The following is a 17809-nucleotide window of genomic DNA, read 5'->3' as shown; positions in this document are numbered from 1 at the left end:
GCGGCACATGGCGAACATCGACGAGTACGGCGGCGGTCAGCACACCCCGGATGTCCTGGTGGTCACCACCAACGACATCCCCGGCTACACGGTGGACCGCATCATCGGCGAGGTCTTCGGACTCACCGTCCGCTCCCGCAACATCGGCACCCAGATCGGCGCCGGACTCAAGTCCCTCGCCGGCGGCGAACTTCGCGGGCTCACCAAGACCCTGGTCGAAAGCCGCAACCAAGCCATGGACCGCCTCATCGACCAAGCCCGCGCACGCGGCGGCAATGCCGTCCTGATGATGCGATTCGATGTCTCGGACGCAGCCGGGAACGGCACCGAGGTCTGCGCCTACGGGACCGCCGCCGTCATCTCCCCGATCAACGGCTGAGCCCTACCAGCCGCTGGTTCTACAAGCTGTTCGTCACCAGCCCGTCGCCGTCCCCACCGGTGGGGCCCTCCGTCGGGCCGGTGACCCAGTGGGGCAGTTCCAGTTCGAGCCAGACCACCTTGCCGTTCGGGAGCGCCCGGCTGCCCCAGCGCCGGGCCAGCTCGTTGACCAGGTGCATGCCCCGGCCGCCCTCGTCCTCCGTCGACGCGTGCCGCAGCCGCGGGGCGCGGGCATCGGTGTCCGTGACCGCGATGGTGAGCACCCGGTCGCGGATCAGGCGCAGCTCGGTCGGCTGATCCGCGTGCAGCAGCGCGTTGCTGACGAGCTCGCTGACCAGCAGCTCCGCCACGTCGCAGAGGGAGTCCAGGCCCCACCCGGCAAGGGTCTCGCGGACGAAGTGGCGGGCCTTGCCGACGACCGCGGGGTCGCCGGAGAGTTCGAGGGTGGCGATCCAGTCGGCCTGGCGGCGCAGTGCCTGGGCCATGATGACGGCGATGTCGTCCTCGCTGCTGCGCGCGGCGAGCGCGTCCAGGACGGCGTCGCAGCGCTCCTCGAGCGAGGCGCGCTTCTCGGCGACGGTCCGGCACAGCAGGTCGAGGCCGACGTCCAGGTCCCGGTCGCGTCGTTCGACCAGGCCATCGGTGTAGAGGCAGAGCACCGCGTCCCCCGGCAGGGTGAACTCGACGCTGCGGAACGGCACCCCGCCGACTCCGAGCGGAGCGCCCGTCGGCAGTTCGACCAGCGTGGCGTTGCCGTCCGGGTCGACCAGCACCGGCGGCAGGTGTCCGGCGCAGGCGATGGAGACGCTGCCGTCGACCGGGTCGAAGACCGCGACGACGCAGGTGGCGAACTGGCCCTCGCCGACCGCCGACGCGGTCTCGTCCAGACGGCGCAGCACCCGGTCCGGGGCCAGGTCCATGGCGATCAACGTGCGTGCTGCCGTGCGTAGTTGGCCCATGCTGGCGGCGGCCTGCATGCCGTGGCCCATCACGTCGCCCACGACCAGGGCGACCCGGCCGCAGCTCAGCGGGACCACGTCGAACCAGTCGCCGCCGACCTCGCTGATCACACTGGCGGGCAGGTAGCGGTAGGCGATGTCGAGGCCGGGGGTGGTCCGGATCTCCTGCGGCAACAGGGCGTGCTGGAGCATCAGCGCGGTGTTGCGCTCGCGCCGGTAGAGCCGCGCGTTGTCGATGGCGATCGCCGCCCGCGCGGCGAGCTCCTCGGCGAGCGCGACGTCCTCCGGCGAGAACGGGACGGTGTCGACCAGCCGGATGAACTCGGCCCCGCCCAGCACCGCACCACGCGCCAGCAGCGGGACCATCAGATACGAGTGGACACCCGCCTTCAGCGCGGGCTCCACCCGGTCCGGGTGGGCCGTGATCCGGTGCAGCGCGGCCTCGTCGACCTGGTCGATCAGGATGGAGCGTCCGGTGCGCAGGCTCTCGGCGTAGACGGCGGCGGACTTGGAGGCCTGGCCCACGTTGTCGGCCGCTCCGACCATGTCGATGCCGTCGACCTCACCGACGGCCACCGCGCGCAGCAGCACCCGTCCGTCTTCGGGGATGCGGGGCTCGTCGTCGCCGAAACCGTTCTCCACGACCGAGTCGAGCAGGTCGACGGTGACGAAGTCGGCGAAACGCGGGATCACCAGCTCGACCAGCTCCTCGGCGGTCCGCTGCAGGTCCAGCGTGGTGCCGATCCGGGTGGAGGCGTCGTTGAGCAGGGCCAGCCTGGCCTGTGCCTCGTGCGCCTCGACGAGCGCCTGCTCCCGCGCCAGGGACGCGTCCCGCTCGCGGGTGAAGAGCCGGGCGTTGTCGATGGAGACGGCCGCGCGGGCCGCCAACTCCCCTGCGAGCGCCAGGTCCTCGGCGTCGAAGGGGCGGTCGGTGACGGTCCGGTAGAAGGCCGCGACGCCGAGCGCCATGCCGCGCGCGATCAGCGGCACCACCATGAAGGAGCGGATGCCGTCGTCCAGGACGGCCTGCGCACGGGCCGGATCGGCGTCGAACCAGCGCAGCGCCTGCTCGTCCACCTGCGGCACCAGTACCGGACGCCGGTGGGCCAGGCACCAGGCGTAGGGGGTGGCGGGGTGGAACCGGTGCACGTCGCCGACGGGGGCGACCGGGCTCATGCCTGCGCCCGGTCGGGTATGGAAGGCCAGGCGGCGCAGCAGCGCGGAACGGTCCGCGGGTCCGCGGGGCCCGGCGGTCTCACCGGTGTCGTTGACCAGATCCTCCAGCACCTCGACGACGACCGCGTCGGCCAGGCCCTGGGTGCCGACCTCGCCCAGCTCCAGGGCGGTCCGTTGCAGGTCGAGGGTGGTGCCGATGCGCGTGGAGGCCTCGTTGACCAGGGCCAACCGCTCGCGGGCGGCGTTGGCCTGGGCAAGGGTCTGCTGCCGCTCCAGCAGAGTCTGGTGCTCGCGCAGGTAGAGCCGGGCGTTGTCGATGGCGACGGCGGCGCGGGAGGCGAGCTCGTCGCCGAGGGTCACGTCCTCGCTCTCGAACGCCTCGCGACCCGGACGGCGCAGGTAGACGACCATGCCGAGTACCGAGCCACGGGCCACCAGCGGCGTGATCCGGACCGGCCCCGGTTCGTTCCCGTCCTGCGCGGCCGACCCCGGATCGCTCTGCGGCGGGGTGTACTGGGCGAACTGACGGACCGTCTGCTCAACGGTCGGCTCAGCGGCGCCTGAACCCCCGTAGACCGGACCGACCCCGCTCGGGCCGTTCCGGCTGTTCCGCCCGTTCCGCCCGTTCACGCCGAGCAGGGTCGCCAGCAGGCTGCCCGGCTGGTCGGGCGACAGGGTGACGGTCCGTCCGGTGGTCATCGCGACGGCGTAGGCGGAGTCGGGCGGGATGTCGAAGACGGCGATGTCGGCTGTGCCCGCTGTTCCGGCCGGTCCGGTCTCCGTGGAGGCCACGGCCAGCCTGCGCACGCGGTCGATCGGTGGCGTCACGTCGCCCCGTCCGCCTCCCGCGTCGTCCCCGTCGGCGTCGGCGCCGTGGCCGTGGAGGTGGACGTGCGGGTGGGCCCGTCCGGCGCCGCCGTGCTCGTGGCCGTCCTCGCCCGCCTCGGGCTCGCCGGAGACCAGCCGCTCCAGGACGAAGACGGCGGCCAGGTCGGCGACCTTGGGCACCATCGCGTCGACCAGCTCGCGGGCCGTGCGCACCAGGTCGAGCGTGGTGCCGATCCGGGAGTTGGCGTCGAAGAGGATCTGCAGCCGCTCACGCGCCCGCGCCGCGCGCGACTCCGCGAGGTACCGCTCGGTGACGTCGACGATGGTCGAACTGACCCCGAGCACCCGGCCCGAGGTCGGCTCCTCCAGCCGGAAGTACGCGGCCGACCAGGCGTGTTCCTGCTCGGGATCACTGGGGGTGATGCCGTGCGAGCGCGCGTCGACGACGGGTTCACCGCTGGTCAGCACGCCGCGCATCACCGCCTCGATCTCCTCGCCGTTCAGGCCGGGCAGTATCTCGGAGACGGTGCGGCCCAGGTGCTGCTCGATGGTCAGGCCGTTGATCTCGGCCAGCGCGTGGTTGAGCCGGACGAAGCGCATCTGGTCGTCGTAGACGGCCATGCCGACCGGCGACTGGGTGAAGAAGCTGTCCAGCACGGCCAGGTTCGACTGGAGCCGGCGCAGCGAGCGCACGTCGGAGGCGACGGCGAGGACCAGCGGGTGCCCGTTCGGGCCGGTCAGCGGGTGGGTGCGGAACTCCAGGTTGACCAGATGCCCGTCCCGGTGCCGGACCGGGAAGACGCCGGACCAGCTCCGTCCGGCGACTATCGACTCGAAGAGCTGCACCACTTCGGGACGGTTCTCCGGCGTGGTCAGCAGGTCGGCGGCATAGCGTCCCACCGCCTCGACCGCGCTGTAGCCGAGCAGCAGCTCGGCGTCGGCGCTCCAATGCAGGATCCGGCCGTCGTCCTCGATCAGCGCGGTGGCGATGGGGATGGTCAGCAGTCCACCCGGACGCGGCTGCCCGCCCGCCGCCGCACGGCGTGCACCGGGGCCGCTGCCCTGCTCGTCTGATCCCATGGTCAGATAACCGCCCGGAGCCCGAAGGATGATCGCTCCCGCTCCCCAATCTTCCCACCTTCCCCGCACGCCGCTCGCGGAGCGCCCGCCGATCGGGGTAGCACGAAACCGGCGGGCACCAGTGCGAACAAACGTCGCACCAGCGCGGAAGAACACAGGGAATCACAGGAGGCGGCCCAAGGAAACCCGTTCCGAGAAGATCGCGTGGACAAGATCGCGCGGACGGGATCACGGCGGGCGACCACCGGCTTTCCACCCGCGGCGTCCTGGAGCGCGTCGCGGCGCCACGCAGCGCCACCCAGCACCACGGCCCGGAGACGTGCGTCGTCTCCGGGCCGAGTGTGCGCTCAGGTCCGCACGGGTGAACCGGGCCACCGGTGCGACCGGCGGCGGCCGACTGCGGCCGGCCAGGGCGGCCGGCCTCGCCAGGGGCGTCAGGCCTCGCCGGGGTGCCAGGTCGGCCACTCCCAGGGCCGGTCGGCCCAGTGGACCATCTCGGCGTCGTCGAGGTCGAGCTGCGGGTAGAGCTGCTGGATCCGCGGGACGAACTCCTCGCGGGCCAGCGGTTCGGTGTGGTCGCCCAGCCGGACCAGCCGGTAGCGCCCGTCGCTGGCGTAGGGCGCCACGTCAACCATCGGTTGCCGTGCCGCGTGGTGGAAGCCGCCGCCCTCGGAGTCGACCATGTCGTCGACGCGGGGCTTGACGGCTGTCGTCTTGTGTCGGTGAAGCAGGCTCATCGCGGGCCGCCTTCCGTGGCGCCAAGGTGGCGTACCCCCCGGGAACATCTCCACGGTACGCGCGCCGGTCAGCTCAGCACACCCAGGACGACCGCCGTCACGAACAGCAGCCCGAGCGCGCCGAACCAGCCCAGCGTGATGCGACGCCCGAGCCGCGACGGCCGCAGGCGGATCCGCTCCAGCCGCCGGGGGAAGAACATGTTCCCGGTCACCATCACGAAGCTGAACAACCCCATCGACGCGAAGAAGAGGGCCGCGGCGAGCCCGGCCAGGTCCTCGGCGAGGCCACCCATGCCGACCGCCGTGCAGTCACCCCCAGGGGTGCACCGGACGTTGAGGCGCGTGCCGAAGCCGTAGTGGGCGTCCGCGTCGTCGATCTTCCACAGGCCGGACGTGACACCGCTCCGGCCCGGATCGCCCGAGCCCTCGCAGTTGGTGACCGTCGACTTGCCGCTCGGGACGTCCACGCAGTCCAGGACGGTCATCCGCAGCACCGTACTCTCACGCAGGCCGAGCTGCGTGCCGATTCCCTCGGCGGCCGTCACCACGCCGACGCAGGCTCCGATCGTCAGTCCCAGCAGGGCGAAGAACGCGATGACTCCGGCGCAGCTGATCCCTTCACGCCGGGCGGGCCGAGTCGCCATCCTGCTCCGCACACGAACGGGACCGTCCCATTCCAGCCCGCGACGCTCGGGCTGCCCGCTTCTCCGCGTCTTCTGCGCAGGCTGCTTCCGTGCCATCACTCGTCCCCCGGTTCGTGTTCCGTTCCGTGCGCGTGACCGCTCCCCGCGACGCGCACGGTCGGACAACCTACCGTGTGCCCGACCGCCCCCTGCGGACCCGCCTGGCCTCGCGGTACTCACGCAGCAACAGCGCCAGCGCCGAGGGCACGGACGGCCGGGCCGAACCCTGAAGCAGCGCAGGCCCCTTGCGGGCGGCGGCGGCCGCGGTGAGCTCCTCCAGCCCGATCAGCGCCCGGGTCATCGGCCGGTTCTCGGGCGGGACCAGCGCGACCAAGGCGCGCCCCTGCACCAACGTCGTCCGGGCCTGGTCCAGCAGGTGCCGGATCAGCGCCGCCGTCCCGGAGGACTCTTCCCCGACCAGGTCCGCGCGCGTGACGCCGAAGGCGTCGAGCGTCTCGGTCGGAACGGTCAACCGGCCCGCGGCCAGGTCCTCGGCGAGGTCGTTGACGAAGTCGAGCCGCTGGCCGCCGTCGATGAAGGTGCGGCAGGCGGCACGGAACCGCTCGTCGGGCTGGGCACCGACAGGGCCCAACAGGCAGGCGACGACCATCAGCGCGGGCAGCGCGTAGGCGTCGAGGTAACTCTGGTAGTCGGCCTCGGTGGTGAAGCCCACGAAGTCCAGGTCGGCGAGTGCGGTCTCCAGCAACTCCTCGACGGCCTCGCGTAGTTCGGGCCGGGCGGACGCGCTGTGCGCGAGCGCGCGCAGCAGGGGTGCCTCCGGTCCGGCGGGAGTGCCGCCTGCGAGCGCGTCCCGCACGGACGCGGCGAACCTCCCGTACTCCGCGCGGCGGACGTCCCGGTCGGCCGTCCCGTCCTCCGAGTCGAGCACGTCGTCGTTGCGGTGCATGAACGCGGTCGCGGCGACGACATGCGGTACCAGCGCGGCGGGCACGAGCAGCCGAACCGCGAGATACGCCTCGGGCCGGTACCGGGCGACCACCCGGCGCTGCGCCGCGTAGTCGGAGCGGAGAACGGCATCGTGCACCCCGGCCGCGTCCAGGGTCCTGTTCCAGGTGGTCACGGGCCCACAGCCTGTCAGATGCCGCTACCTGGTCCCGTCTCCCGGTACAGGTCGCGGAGCAGCGCGATCTCGGCGCTGTGGTGGAGCACCTCCTGGTTGGCCCACCAGACCGTCTCGACGAAGGGGTCCTCGGGGTCGCTGCCGTACGGGTAGGTACTCACGCCGACCGTGTCGAGGACCGCGTCGTCCTCGACCGAGCGCAGCGCCGAGCGCCAGGCCCCGGCCGCCGCCTGGAACGCCGCGACGGCACCGACCGCGTCGCCGGGGGTGGTGAAGTCGTCCCGGCTCAGCTTGTGGTCGCCGGCGGTGTGGTCGGCCCGCAGTGTCAGCAGCTCGGAGAGGTGGCTGAGCCGCCACGCGATCGTGGTGAACGGCGGCGGGGTGGGATGCTGCGGCGCGCCGTCGCGTCCCCACTCGCCCGCGCCGATCAGCAGATCCGCGCGGCTGCCCGGCCCGTCGGCGTGGCGGCGCACGGACCAGCAGCCGGGAAACGGCTCCCAGAGGTACTCGGCGTCGGTCATCGGCGCGAGCTCCAGATCCGTCCCGTTCCCGCTGTCGAAGAACGGTCCGGCCAGCCGCTGCACCAAGCGGGTGCAGGCGAAGTCGAACTGGTCGAGCAGCGGGACGAGTCGGGCGGGCGCGGGCATCGGACCTCCGGGAACAGGCGTCACCTTGGGAGGGAACCTACCCGGCCAGGCCGACCGGCGTCCGCCCGATGACGGCGGCGAGGTCCACCCCGGTGGGCAGTGCGCCGAACACCAACGACCGGTCCGCGCCCAGGCGCGAGGCGCAGAAGGCGTCGGCGACCGCCGCGGGCGCGTGCCGGACCAGCAGCGAGGCCTGGAGCGTCAACGCCAGTCGCTCCACCAGGCGGCGGGCGCGCAGTTCGGCCTGCTCCGGGTCGGCGAGCTCCGCGCGGACGGCGTCCCAGGACGCGTCGAGGCGGGCGTCGGCGCCCTTGGCCGCCTCGATCTCGGCGGCGAAGGCGTGCAGCGACTCCGGCTCGCGGGCCAGGGCGCGGAGCACGTCGAGCGCCTGGACGTTGCCGGACCCCTCCCAGATCCCGTTGAGCGGGGCCTCGCGGTAGAGCCGGGGCATCTCTGACGCCTCGTCATAACCGTTGCCTCCCAGGCATTCCAGCGCCTCCACCACGGCCGCGGGCTGGCGCTTGCAGACCCAGAACTTGCCGACGGCGGTGGCGAGCCGCAGGAAGGCCCGCTCCCCCGCGTCGCCGCGCTGGGCCCGGTCGGCCGCACCCGCGACGCGCAGCGCGAGCGTGGTGGCGGCCTCGGACTCCAGCGCGAGGTCGGCGATGACGTTGCGCATCAGCGCCTGGTCGATCAGCCTGGCGCCGAAGACCGAGCGGTGCCGGACGTGGTGGGCCGCCTGGGCCAACGCGGCGCGGGTGCCGGAGGCGGAGCCGAGGATGCAGTCCAGCCGGGTCATGGTGACCATGTCGATGATGGTCCGCACGCCCTGCCCCTGCGCCCCGACCAGCCAGGCGACGGTGTCGTCGAACTCCGGCTCGCTGCTGGCGTTGGAGCGGTTGCCGAGCTTGTCCTTGAGCCGCTGGATCCGGAAGGTGTTACGGCTGCCGTCCGGGAGCACGCGCGGCACCAGGAAGCAGGAGAGCCCGCCGGGCGCCTGCGCCAGCACCAGGAACACGTCGTTCATCGGCGCGCTGGTGAACCACTTGTGGCCGCGCAGCCGCCAGGTGCCGTCCGGACGCTCGACGGCCGTGGTGGTGTTGGCGCGGACGTCGGTCCCGCCCTGCTTCTCGGTCATCCCCATCCCGGCCAGCAGCCCGCGCTTGCCGAGCGGCGCGCGCAGCCCGGGGTCGTAGACCCGACTGGCCAGCAACGGTTCGTACTGCGCCGCGAGTTCGGGCTGCGCGCGGAGCGCGGGGACGACGGCGTAAGTCATCGAGATCGGGCAGCCGTGCCCGGCCTCGGCGGTGCTCCAGGTCATGAAGGCTGCGGCGCGCGCGACATGGACGCCCGGACGGGCTTCCACCCAGGGTGCGCCCGCCATGCCCTCGCGCACGGCGACGTCCATCAACTGGTGGTAGGCGGGGTGGAACTCAACCTCGTCGATGCGGTTTCCGTAGCGGTCGTGGGTGCGCAGCTCGGGCTCGTGGCGGTTGGCCTGGTCGGCCCAGTGCTGGACCTCCTCGCTGCCGGCCAGCCGCCCGACGCGGTGCAGGTCCTCTTCGTACCAGCCGGCGCCCTCCCGGTGCAGGCCCTCGATCAGCACCGGGTCCGCGGCGACGTCATGGCCTACCAGCGGCGGGACCTGGTTGGTCACCTCGTGCGTACGTGCGCTCGGCTCGCTGCGCAGCGGCAGGTCAGCGGCGGTGCTCATCGGGTCCTCCGTCGGTCAGGGTCGGTCATCGTCGATGGGTGTCGATGGGCGGGACGGGCGGCTGCGCCCGCGCAGCGCAGCGACAGGGCACGCAGTTCGGCGACCAGGCGCTCGGCGGCGTCCGTCGGTTCGACAAGCGGATCGACCAGGATCTCGCCGATCGCGCCGGTGAGCGCGGCTGCGGTGATCTCGGGGTCCTGCTCCGGCAGCAGTCCGATGGCGACGCCCTCGCGGACCACCTCCGCGAAGAGCGCCCGGTAGCGGCGGCGGTACTCCAGCCGCTCCGCGCCGACGGCCGGGTCGGCGGGCGCGGCCAGCAGCGCGTACGCGAGCCCGCGACGCTCCAGCGCGCGCCGCGCGAACACCTCGACTCCGTGCGCGAGCCGTTCGACCGGGTCCCCGCTGCCTTGCCGCAGGACCTCGCCGAGCACCTCGACCTCACGCCCGGAGGCGCGCCGGAAGACCTCGACGGCGAGCGCCGCCTTGGACGCGAAGTGCTGGTAGACGGAGCCAGCCGACATCCCGGCGGCAGCGGCCACCACCGTCACCGACGCCCCGGCCCAGCCCACCTCGGCCACGACGTCCGTGGCCTTCGCGACCAGCCGGTCGCGTGCGGCGTCGAGTCGACGTCGCACGGCAGGGGTCTCGCGGTAGGCCATGAAAGAAGTGAACCATCATTCAGACCTTCGATCCACCCCGGACGCAAAGGAGCCCCGGCAGCACGCCGCCGGGGCTCCTGATCATCCGTCAGCCAAATACTGACCTACCATCACACATCAACATCTGCACCGGAGAAGCCCAAGAGGTGGACACCGCGCCCGACGGAGTCCACCTCTCCGGTGGCCTGGAGGCCGAGGCGCGCGGCCAGGCGCAGCGACGGCGTGTTGTCGTCCCGGATCAGCGCGTACACGGGCACATCCGGATGGAGCGGGCGGGCATACTCCAGCGCCGCGCCCGCCGCCTCAGCGGCGAAGCCGCGTCCCCACGCAGCGGGCCGGAAGCGGTAGTAGAGGTTGAAGGCGGTGAACTCGTCGCGTCCGGCGATCCGGATCGGCGCGAACTTCACCCCGGCGAAGCCGACGATCTCGTCGTCGAGGCCGACCGAGAAGTAGCCGACTCCCAGCCGGTCCCACTCCTCGATCCACGCGTGCAGCCAGCGCTCGCAGGCGTCCGGCGGCGTGGGGCCGTGGGGGTTGTGGCGGTTGGTCTCCGGGGCGGAGTGGACCGCGACGGCGACCGCCAGGTCGTCCGCTGTCGGGCGGAACAGCTGCAGACGTTCGGTCCGGATGACAGGCCTACGAGTGATCACCCGGCCGAGCGTAGTCAGCCTACGATGAGAAGCGAGGGGGAAGTGCTGCAGGCCACGCGACACAGGAGGCCGCATCATGACCACAGCAGAACAGATCATGCATCCGGGCGCCCAGTGCGTCACCGAGCACGAGTCGCTCGCCGTGGCGGCCAAACTCATGCGGGACCGTGGGGTGGGCGCGCTGCCCATCTGCGGCGACAACGACCGTCTCATGGGCATCATCACCGACCGCGACATCGTCGTGAGGTGCATCGCGGTCGGTCTCGACCCGGCCGTCACCACGGCCGGGGAGCTGGCCCGGGGTCGCCCGCTGACCATCGAGGGCAGCGACGACATCGAGCAGGTGCTACGAGTGATGGAGCAGCACCGGGTCCGCAGGCTTCCGGTGATCAATCACCCGGAGCACCGACTGATCGGCATGATCAGCGAGGCGGACGTGGCGCGGCATCTGCCGCAGGCGCGTGTCGCGGAGTTCGTCTCCGCCATCTGCGCCGAGGAGGAGTGAGTCCCCCAGGTGGAACTGTCGGTCAGGGCCGATCAGTACCAGTTGTGGGCCTGCCAGAAGGACCACGCGGCGTTCGGGCTGCCGTAGGTGGAGTTCATGTAGCTCAGCGCCCACTTGATCTGGGTCGCCGGGTTGGTCTGCCAGTCGGCGCCGGCGGAGGCCATCTTGGAGGCCGGCAGGGCCTGGCCCAGGCCGTAGGCACCGGAGGAGGCGTTGGTCGCGTTCACGTTCCAGCCACTCTCGTGGGAGATGATCGCGTCGAAGGAAGCGAGCTGGTCCGCGGGCACGATCGAGGCTGCGACGGACTGGGCGTCGGTCGGAGCGGCAGCGGAGGCCATGCCGGAGGCGCCGATGACGGCGACGGAGGCGAGGGCGGCGGTGCCGGCGAGGGAGACGGACAGGGTACGCAGCGACGGGATGCGGATAGCCATACTGAAGCAAATCTCCTTGCTAGGGGGTAGGTCCCTCGCGTTCCGCACCAGGCAAGGAAGTGCCACAGTCACGGTTCTGCGAGGCGGTCGGGGCCGACGTTCCCGGGGGCTGTACCCGTCCGGCGCGGCCCGACGTCCACCACTGTGCAGGGACCGCCGAGGGGTGGGCAACCCCCCTCACTACGACGCACGATCGTTGCAAATCGGACATTTCGTGATGCCAGTGCAGCAATCGGCCCATACGCTCTCCTATCGCCGGTAGTACCGCCCCTACAGCGTGTGGCGGGGCTCACCCTCCGACTTGCGCACTGTCAGCGCCGGACTACGCTCCGTCTGCCGAAATCCGGCCTTCCAGCCCGTCGAGCAGGGCGCTCAGACCGAAGGCGAAGGCGTCATCCGGCCCCGATCCGTAGTCGGCCGACGACGTACCGAGACGGGCGCGCAACCTCGGGAACCGGGCGGCGACCTCCTCCGCGTCCTTCATCGCCTCGGCCATCCGCGCCTCGCCGTCCCCCGCCTGGGCCAGCCTGCGGGCGAGCGACGCGGTGGCGGCGAGCCCGAGGGCATTGCCGAGCACGTAGGTGAAGACGGACGCGGCGGCCTGGTCGACCTCGGCGCCGGTGAACCCGGCCGCCTCGTAGATGCCCAGGTTGTGGTCGTCGTGGCGCGCCTTGCCCGGACCGAACATCGGCTGCGCCCCGAAGGCCTGCACCATCCAGCCGTGCCGGGCCAGCATGGTGTGCAGCCCGGTCGCCATCTCCTCCGCCGCCCCGCGCCAGCCGACGGCTTCGACGTCGGGCAGCGCGATCTCGTGCCAGACGTGGTCGCCGGCGAGGGCGATCAGGTTCTCCTTGCTGCCGACGTGCCAGTACACGGCGGTCGCGGCGGATCCGAGCCGCGCACCGAGGGCGCGCATGTTGAGACCCTCCAGTCCCTCGGCGTCGAGCAGTTCGACGGCGGCCAGGACGATCTGATCGCGGGTCAGTGTGTCGCGGGGCATGGGCCCATGCTACTTGCACAATGTTCAAGAAACCAGTTGCACAGCGTTCAAGAGCGGCGTAGTGTCCAACTTGAACACAGTGCAAGTCCCGAGCACGAGCACGTCCCACGGGGCACCACCGACGACCGCAAAGGGCGGATCACCATGAGCGAGCAGCAGTTGACCGCATTCGTCGAGGAGACGGCCGAGAAGTTCGCCGTTCCGGGCCTCGCCGTCGGCGTCTGGGCGGACGGTCGGGAGATCCACGCCTGCCACGGCGTGACCAGCCTGGAGAACCCGCTCCCCGTCGACGGCCACACCCTCTTCCAGATCGCCTCCATCTCCAAGAGCGTCACGGCTACCGCGCTGATGCGCCTCGCGGAGCAGGGCCGGGTCGACCTGGAGGCCCCGGTCCGCTCCTACGTCCCCGAGCTCGCCCTGGCGGACGAGGCGGCGACCGCACGGATCACCGTGATGCACCTGCTCAACCACACCTCCGGCCTGGACTGGAACCTGGTCACCGACACCGGCGAGGGTGACGACGCGCTGGCCGCCTTCGTGGCCCGGCTGGCCGAGCTGCCGATGGTCTCCGAGCCGGGCGCGCGTGCCTCCTACAGCCAGGGGGGCTACAACCTGCTCGGCCGCGTCATCGAGTGCGTCACCGGCCGGACCTACGAGCAGGCCGTCACCGAACTGGTCCTGGAACCCGTGGGCATGTCCGAGAGCTTCTTCCTGATCGGCAGCGTGATCACCCGACGCTTCGTCGTCGGCCACGAACCGGACGCGGACGGCCGGGTCGCGGTGTCCCGCATGTGGAAGGGCCCCCGCTACAACAACCCCGGCGGCGGCCTGCTCACCACGGTGGCCGACCTGCTCCGCTGGTCGCGCTTCCACCTGGGCGACGGCCGCACCGAGAGCGGCGAGCGGATCCTCAGCCCGGAGAGCCTGCGGCGGATGCAGCAGCCGACCGTCGAGCTGAAGGCCAGCTCCCTCGGCGACGCGTTCGGCATCTGCTGGTTCCTGCGCGAGGTGGGCGGCGTGCGGGCCTTCGGGCACGGCGGGTCGGCCAGTGGCCAGATGGCCGAGCTGCTGATCGTCCCGGAGCGCGACTTCGCGGTGGTCTCGCTGGCGAACGCGACGGACGGCATGAACGCCAACCAGGAGATCCTGCGCTGGACCCTGGAACACCACCTCGGCCTGGTCGACCGCGACGCCGAGCCGCTCCCCCACGACCCGGCCCGCGCCGCCGAACTGGTGGGCCGCTACGACAGCGACGCGATGACAGTGACCGTTGACTCCGACGACCAGGGCATGACGCTGGCGGCGGCCATCAAGCCGGAGCTCCGCGCCGCGCTCGGCGGCGAGGCGCCCGCGGACTACCCGCCGGAGTCGATGGGCCTGCTTCCGGGCGACGGCGACGAGTACATCGTCACCGGCGGCGGCCTCAAGGGTCAGCGGGGATGCTTCACCCGCGACGCCGACGGCAACGTCACCACGATCGACCTGGCCGGCCGGGTCTTCGCCCGGGTCTGAGCGCCAAAAGGGAGAGGGTGCGGGGCTGACGCCCCGCACCCTCTCCCTTTTGACCAGGTGTTACTCGGCCACGGCCTTCTGCAGCGCCTCGACTCGGTCGGTGCGCTCCCAGGTGAAGTCCGGCAGCTCGCGGCCGAAGTGGCCGTAGGCGGCGGTCTGGGAGTAGATCGGGCGGAGCAGGTCCAGGTCGCGGATGATCGCGGCCGGACGCAGGTCGAAGACCTTGGTGACGGCCTCCTGGATCTTCAGCACCGGGACGGTCTCGGTGCCGAAGGTCTCCACGAAGAGACCGACCGGCTCGGCCTTGCCGATCGCGTAGGCGACCTGGACCTCGGCGCGCGTGGCCAGACCGGCCGCGACGATGTTCTTGGCCACCCAGCGCATCGCGTACGCGGCGGAGCGGTCGACCTTGGACGGGTCCTTGCCGGAGAAGGCGCCGCCGCCGTGGCGGGCCATGCCGCCGTAGGTGTCGATGATGATCTTGCGGCCGGTCAGACCGGCGTCACCCATCGGGCCGCCGATCTCGAAGCGACCGGTCGGGTTGACCAGCAGCCGGTAGCCGTCGGTGGACAGCCCGATGCCGCGCTCGGCCAGCGCCTTGAGCTCCGGCTCCACGACGAACTCGCGGATGTCCGGGGTCAGCAGCGACTCCAGGTCGATGTCCGACGCGTGCTGCGAGGAGACGACCACGGTGTCGAGGCGGACCGCCTTGTCGCCGTCGTACTCGATGGTGACCTGGGTCTTGCCGTCCGGGCGCAGGTACGGGATGGTCCCGTTCTTGCGCACCTCGGACAGGCGGGCCGACAGGCGGTGGGCCAGGTAGATCGGCAGCGGCATCAGCTCGGGCGTGTCGTCGCACGCGTAGCCGAACATCAGGCCCTGGTCGCCGGCGCCCTGCTTGTCGAGCTCGTCCTCGTCGCCCTCGACCCGGTTCTCGTAGGCGGTGTCGACACCCTGGGCGATGTCCGGCGACTGGGCGCCGATGGAGACGGAGACACCACAGGAGGCTCCGTCGAAGCCCTTCTTCGAGGAGTCGTAGCCGATCTCCAGGATCTTGTCGCGCACCAGCTGTGCGATCGGGGCGTAAGCCGCGGTGGTCACCTCCCCCGCGACATGGACCTGGCCGGTGGTGATCAGCGTCTCGACAGCGACCCGCGAGGTGGGGTCGTCCTTGAGCAGGGCGTCGAGGATGGTGTCGCTGATCTGGTCAGCGATCTTGTCCGGGTGACCTTCGGTCACGGACTCGGAGGTGAACAGGCGGCGAGACACAGCGCTCCCTGGGTTGCAGCGGCTGCTGACTAAACCGCTCGGGCCGAATTGCCCGGGCGGTCCGGAAAGACTTGGAGACTACTGTCCGGAGTGTAACGAACTGAGCGCACCTTGGGTCCAACCGATCTCATTTTCTGGATCACACGCGGACACTCGGATACCCGAAACCGTACGACAAGCGGACGGTTCGCCCTCGAAAGACCTGCGAAGCTCGGGCGGAACTCAAGCGAAGCGGGCGGCGACGAGATCCCACAGCGTGTCCGCCAGCGCTGTCTTGGGGCCGTACGGCACCGGCGTCTCCGAGCCGTCCGCGCCCAGCACCACGGCCTCGTTGTTGGCGCTGCCGAACGCGCGGTCCTCGCCCACCTCGTTGACCACCAGCAGGTCGCAGCCCTTGCGGGCGAGCTTGGCGCGGCCGTGGTCGAGCGCGTCGTTGGTCTCGGCGGCGAAGCCGACGACGATCTGGCCCGGCCGGACCCGCTCGGCGGAGAGCTCGGCCAGCACGTCCGGATTGCGGACCAGAGCGACGGGGGCCGGCTCGACGCCCTCCACCTTCTTGATCTTCTGGGCGACGAACTCGGCCGGGCGGAAGTCGGCGACCGCCGCGGCCATCACCACCGCGTCCGCCGTCGCGGCGGCGGTCAGCACCGCCTGCCGCAGCTCCAGCGCCGTGCCGACGCGGACGACGTCGACGCCGGCCGGGTCGGTCAGCTCGGTGTTGGCGGCGACCAGCGTCACCTTGGCCCCGCGCGCGGCGGCGACCGCGGCGATGGCATAGCCCTGGCGGCCGGAGGAGATGTTGCCGAGGAACCGGACCGGGTCCAGCGGCTCACGGGTCCCCCCGGCGGAGACCACGACATGACGGTCCGCCAGGTCGGGCCGCACCGCGTCCGCACCACGGGCCAGCACCCGCTGACAGAGCTCGAAGATCGCCTCCGGGTCCGGGAAGCGGCCCTTGCCGGTGTCGACGCCGGTGAGACGGCCGACAGCGGGCTCGATCACCACGGCGCCGCGTCGGCGCAGCGTGGCCACGTTCTCCTGGGTGGCGGGGTGCTCCCACATCTCGGTGTGCATCGCGGGCGCGAAGACCACCGGACAGCGGGCCGTGAGCAGGGTGTTGGTCAGCAGGTCGTCGGCGATGCCGTGAGCGGCCTTGGCCAGCATGTCGGCGGTGGCGGGGGCGACCACGAGCAGGTCGGCGTGCTGGCCGATCCGCACGTGCGGGACCTCGTGGACGCTCTCCCACACCTCGGTGGAGGCGGGCTGACCGGAGAGGGCGGACCAGGTCGCCTCCCCGACGAAGTGCAGCGCCGAGGCGGTCGGCACCACCCGCACCGAGTGCCCCGACTCGGTGAAGCGCCGCAGCAGCTCGCACGCCTTGTAGGCGGCGATCCCGCCGCTGACCCCGAGGACCACGTTCTTACCGGACACCCCGAACCCACTCCGATCAACGACTTCCAGAACCGCCATCACAGCACAGAAAAACGCCGCGGAACATCGGGTTGATCCGACGTTCCGCGGCGTTCCAAGCCCATGGGCCAGGCTCCGACTACTGCGGCGCCTCGACGGCCTCGGCGGTGAGCATACCGGCGTTGATCTCGCGCAGCGCGATCGACAGCGGCTTCTCGTGCACGTGGGTGTCGACGAGCGGGCCGACGTACTCCAGCAGGCCCTCGCCGAGCTGCGAGTAGTAGGCGTTGATCTGACGGGCGCGCTTGGCCGCGTAGATCACCAGGCTGTACTTGGAGTCGGTGGCCTCGAGCAGCTCATCGATCGGCGGGTTGATGATGCCTTCGGGCGCTGTCATCGAAGAGGACACGCGGGAACCTTCCGAGCGAAAAGAAAAGGAGAGTCTCAAAAAATCAGACTACGCGCATCAAGGCTAGCAGCTCGGCCGCTACATCCTCGACGGAGGTGTTGACAAGGGTCGTGTCGAACTCGCTCCCGGCGGCGAGCTCCACCCGGGCCGCGGCAAGACGCTGCTCGACCACCTCGGGCGCCTCCGTACCGCGGCCGGTCAGCCGGCGGACCAACTCGTCCCAGGACGGCGGCGCAAGGAAGACCAGCTGCGCCTCCGGCATGGACTCCCGCACCTGGCGGGCGCCCTGCAGGTCGATCTCGAGCAGCACGGGCTCACCCGACCCCAGCCGACGAAGGACCTCCTGGCGCGGCGTACCGTAGCGGTTGCCCGCGAAGACGGCCCATTCCAGCAGCTCGCCGTTGGCGACCAGCTTGTCGAACTGGTCGTCGTCCACGAAGTGGTACTGGACGCCGTCCCTCTCTCCCGGCCGCGGCTTGCGGGTGGTGGCCGAGACGGAGAGCCAGACCTCCGGGTGTGCCTTGCGCATATGAGCGACGACCGTGCTCTTGCCGACCCCTGAGGGGCCGGAGAGCACGGTCAGCCGCGGACGTTCACTCATGCACCGATTATCCAGGAATCGAGGAGGTTCTCGAACCACTCGGACCCGACGGACCGGCGCACGGGCGTGAGACGGAAGCG

17 protein-coding genes are annotated in these 17809 nt (G+C 71.4%); 3 read left to right on the top strand and 14 right to left on the bottom strand.

Annotated features, from left to right (window positions below; all coding sequences use genetic code 11):
- The first annotated feature begins 7 nt into the window (after nucleotides 1-7).
- The gene (locus tag ABH940_RS19880; RefSeq protein WP_370069843.1) at nucleotides 8-379 is read left to right on the top strand and encodes a YbjQ family protein; all 372 of its coding nucleotides are present in this window, start codon (nucleotides 8-10) and stop codon (nucleotides 377-379) included.
- Nucleotides 380-398: 19 nt separating this feature from the next.
- On the opposite strand, the gene ABH940_RS19875 is transcribed toward ABH940_RS19880, so the two are convergent.
- From ABH940_RS19875 to ABH940_RS19840, 8 genes are all read right to left on the bottom strand, one after another.
- A complete protein-coding gene (locus tag ABH940_RS19875) occupies nucleotides 399-4421 on the bottom strand; it encodes a SpoIIE family protein phosphatase (RefSeq protein ID WP_370105866.1) in 4023 nt (1340 codons plus the stop codon).
- A gap of 434 nt (nucleotides 4422-4855) precedes the next feature.
- A complete protein-coding gene (locus tag ABH940_RS19870) occupies nucleotides 4856-5158 on the bottom strand; it encodes a hypothetical protein (RefSeq protein WP_370069847.1) in 303 nt (100 codons plus the stop codon).
- A 68-nt stretch (nucleotides 5159-5226) separates the two neighbouring features.
- Nucleotides 5227-5802 (bottom strand): hypothetical protein, encoded by a 576-nt coding sequence (locus tag ABH940_RS19865; protein WP_370105865.1) that lies wholly within the window; start codon nucleotides 5800-5802, stop codon nucleotides 5227-5229.
- A gap of 166 nt (nucleotides 5803-5968) precedes the next feature.
- Nucleotides 5969-6922, bottom strand: a complete 954-nt coding sequence (locus ABH940_RS19860; protein ID WP_370069851.1) for a phytoene/squalene synthase family protein — start codon at nucleotides 6920-6922, stop codon at nucleotides 5969-5971.
- A 14-nt stretch (nucleotides 6923-6936) separates the two neighbouring features.
- Nucleotides 6937-7569, bottom strand: coding sequence for a DinB family protein (locus ABH940_RS19855; RefSeq protein ID WP_370105864.1), 633 nt, complete (start codon nucleotides 7567-7569; stop codon nucleotides 6937-6939).
- 37 nt (nucleotides 7570-7606) lie between these two features.
- Nucleotides 7607-9283: an acyl-CoA dehydrogenase family protein gene (locus ABH940_RS19850; protein WP_370105863.1), complete on the bottom strand. Its 1677-nt coding sequence runs from the start codon at nucleotides 9281-9283 to the stop codon at nucleotides 7607-7609.
- A complete protein-coding gene (locus ABH940_RS19845; protein WP_370069857.1) occupies nucleotides 9280-9942 on the bottom strand; it encodes a TetR family transcriptional regulator in 663 nt (220 codons plus the stop codon). The genes ABH940_RS19850 and ABH940_RS19845 overlap by 4 nt, the downstream gene beginning before the upstream one ends.
- Nucleotides 9943-10052: 110 nt before the next feature.
- A complete protein-coding gene (locus ABH940_RS19840; protein WP_370105862.1) occupies nucleotides 10053-10592 on the bottom strand; it encodes a GNAT family N-acetyltransferase in 540 nt (179 codons plus the stop codon).
- Between the two features lie 76 nt (nucleotides 10593-10668).
- Between ABH940_RS19840 and ABH940_RS19835 the strand changes: the two genes are divergently transcribed.
- Complete coding sequence (locus tag ABH940_RS19835; RefSeq protein WP_370069861.1) at nucleotides 10669-11097, top strand: CBS domain-containing protein; 429 nt, start codon at nucleotides 10669-10671, stop codon at nucleotides 11095-11097.
- A gap of 32 nt (nucleotides 11098-11129) precedes the next feature.
- Here ABH940_RS19835 and ABH940_RS19830 read toward each other — a convergent pair whose 3' ends face one another.
- Both ABH940_RS19830 and ABH940_RS19825 read right to left on the bottom strand, forming a co-directional pair.
- The gene (locus ABH940_RS19830; RefSeq protein WP_196193879.1) at nucleotides 11130-11528 is read right to left on the bottom strand and encodes a transglycosylase SLT domain-containing protein; all 399 of its coding nucleotides are present in this window, start codon (nucleotides 11526-11528) and stop codon (nucleotides 11130-11132) included.
- A 322-nt stretch (nucleotides 11529-11850) separates the two neighbouring features.
- Nucleotides 11851-12528 (bottom strand): TetR/AcrR family transcriptional regulator, encoded by a 678-nt coding sequence (locus tag ABH940_RS19825; RefSeq protein ID WP_370069864.1) that lies wholly within the window; start codon nucleotides 12526-12528, stop codon nucleotides 11851-11853.
- A 144-nt stretch (nucleotides 12529-12672) separates the two neighbouring features.
- On the opposite strand from ABH940_RS19825, the gene ABH940_RS19820 reads away from it, so the two are divergent.
- Nucleotides 12673-14040: a serine hydrolase domain-containing protein gene (locus ABH940_RS19820; protein ID WP_370069866.1), complete on the top strand. Its 1368-nt coding sequence runs from the start codon at nucleotides 12673-12675 to the stop codon at nucleotides 14038-14040.
- A gap of 60 nt (nucleotides 14041-14100) precedes the next feature.
- On the opposite strand, the gene metK is transcribed toward ABH940_RS19820, so the two are convergent.
- The 4 genes from metK to gmk form a co-directional block, all read right to left on the bottom strand.
- The gene (gene metK, locus ABH940_RS19815) at nucleotides 14101-15309 is read right to left on the bottom strand and encodes a methionine adenosyltransferase (RefSeq protein WP_370069868.1); all 1209 of its coding nucleotides are present in this window, start codon (nucleotides 15307-15309) and stop codon (nucleotides 14101-14103) included.
- A 222-nt stretch (nucleotides 15310-15531) separates the two neighbouring features.
- The gene (coaBC, locus tag ABH940_RS19810; protein ID WP_370069870.1) at nucleotides 15532-16740 is read right to left on the bottom strand and encodes a bifunctional phosphopantothenoylcysteine decarboxylase/phosphopantothenate--cysteine ligase CoaBC; all 1209 of its coding nucleotides are present in this window, start codon (nucleotides 16738-16740) and stop codon (nucleotides 15532-15534) included.
- Between the two features lie 118 nt (nucleotides 16741-16858).
- Nucleotides 16859-17128: a DNA-directed RNA polymerase subunit omega gene (gene rpoZ, locus ABH940_RS19805; protein ID WP_042382490.1), complete on the bottom strand. Its 270-nt coding sequence runs from the start codon at nucleotides 17126-17128 to the stop codon at nucleotides 16859-16861.
- 43 nt (nucleotides 17129-17171) lie between these two features.
- Nucleotides 17172-17729 carry a guanylate kinase gene (gene gmk, locus ABH940_RS19800; RefSeq protein WP_370069873.1) on the bottom strand — a complete coding sequence of 186 codons (558 nt, stop codon included), beginning with the start codon at nucleotides 17727-17729 and terminating at the stop codon, nucleotides 17172-17174.
- Nucleotides 17730-17809: the final 80 nt, after the last annotated feature.

This window comes from Streptacidiphilus sp. BW17 (assembly GCF_041262485.1).
GTDB lineage: Bacteria > Actinomycetota > Actinomycetes > Streptomycetales > Streptomycetaceae > Streptacidiphilus.
This window is presented reverse-complemented; position numbering and strand designations above follow the sequence as displayed.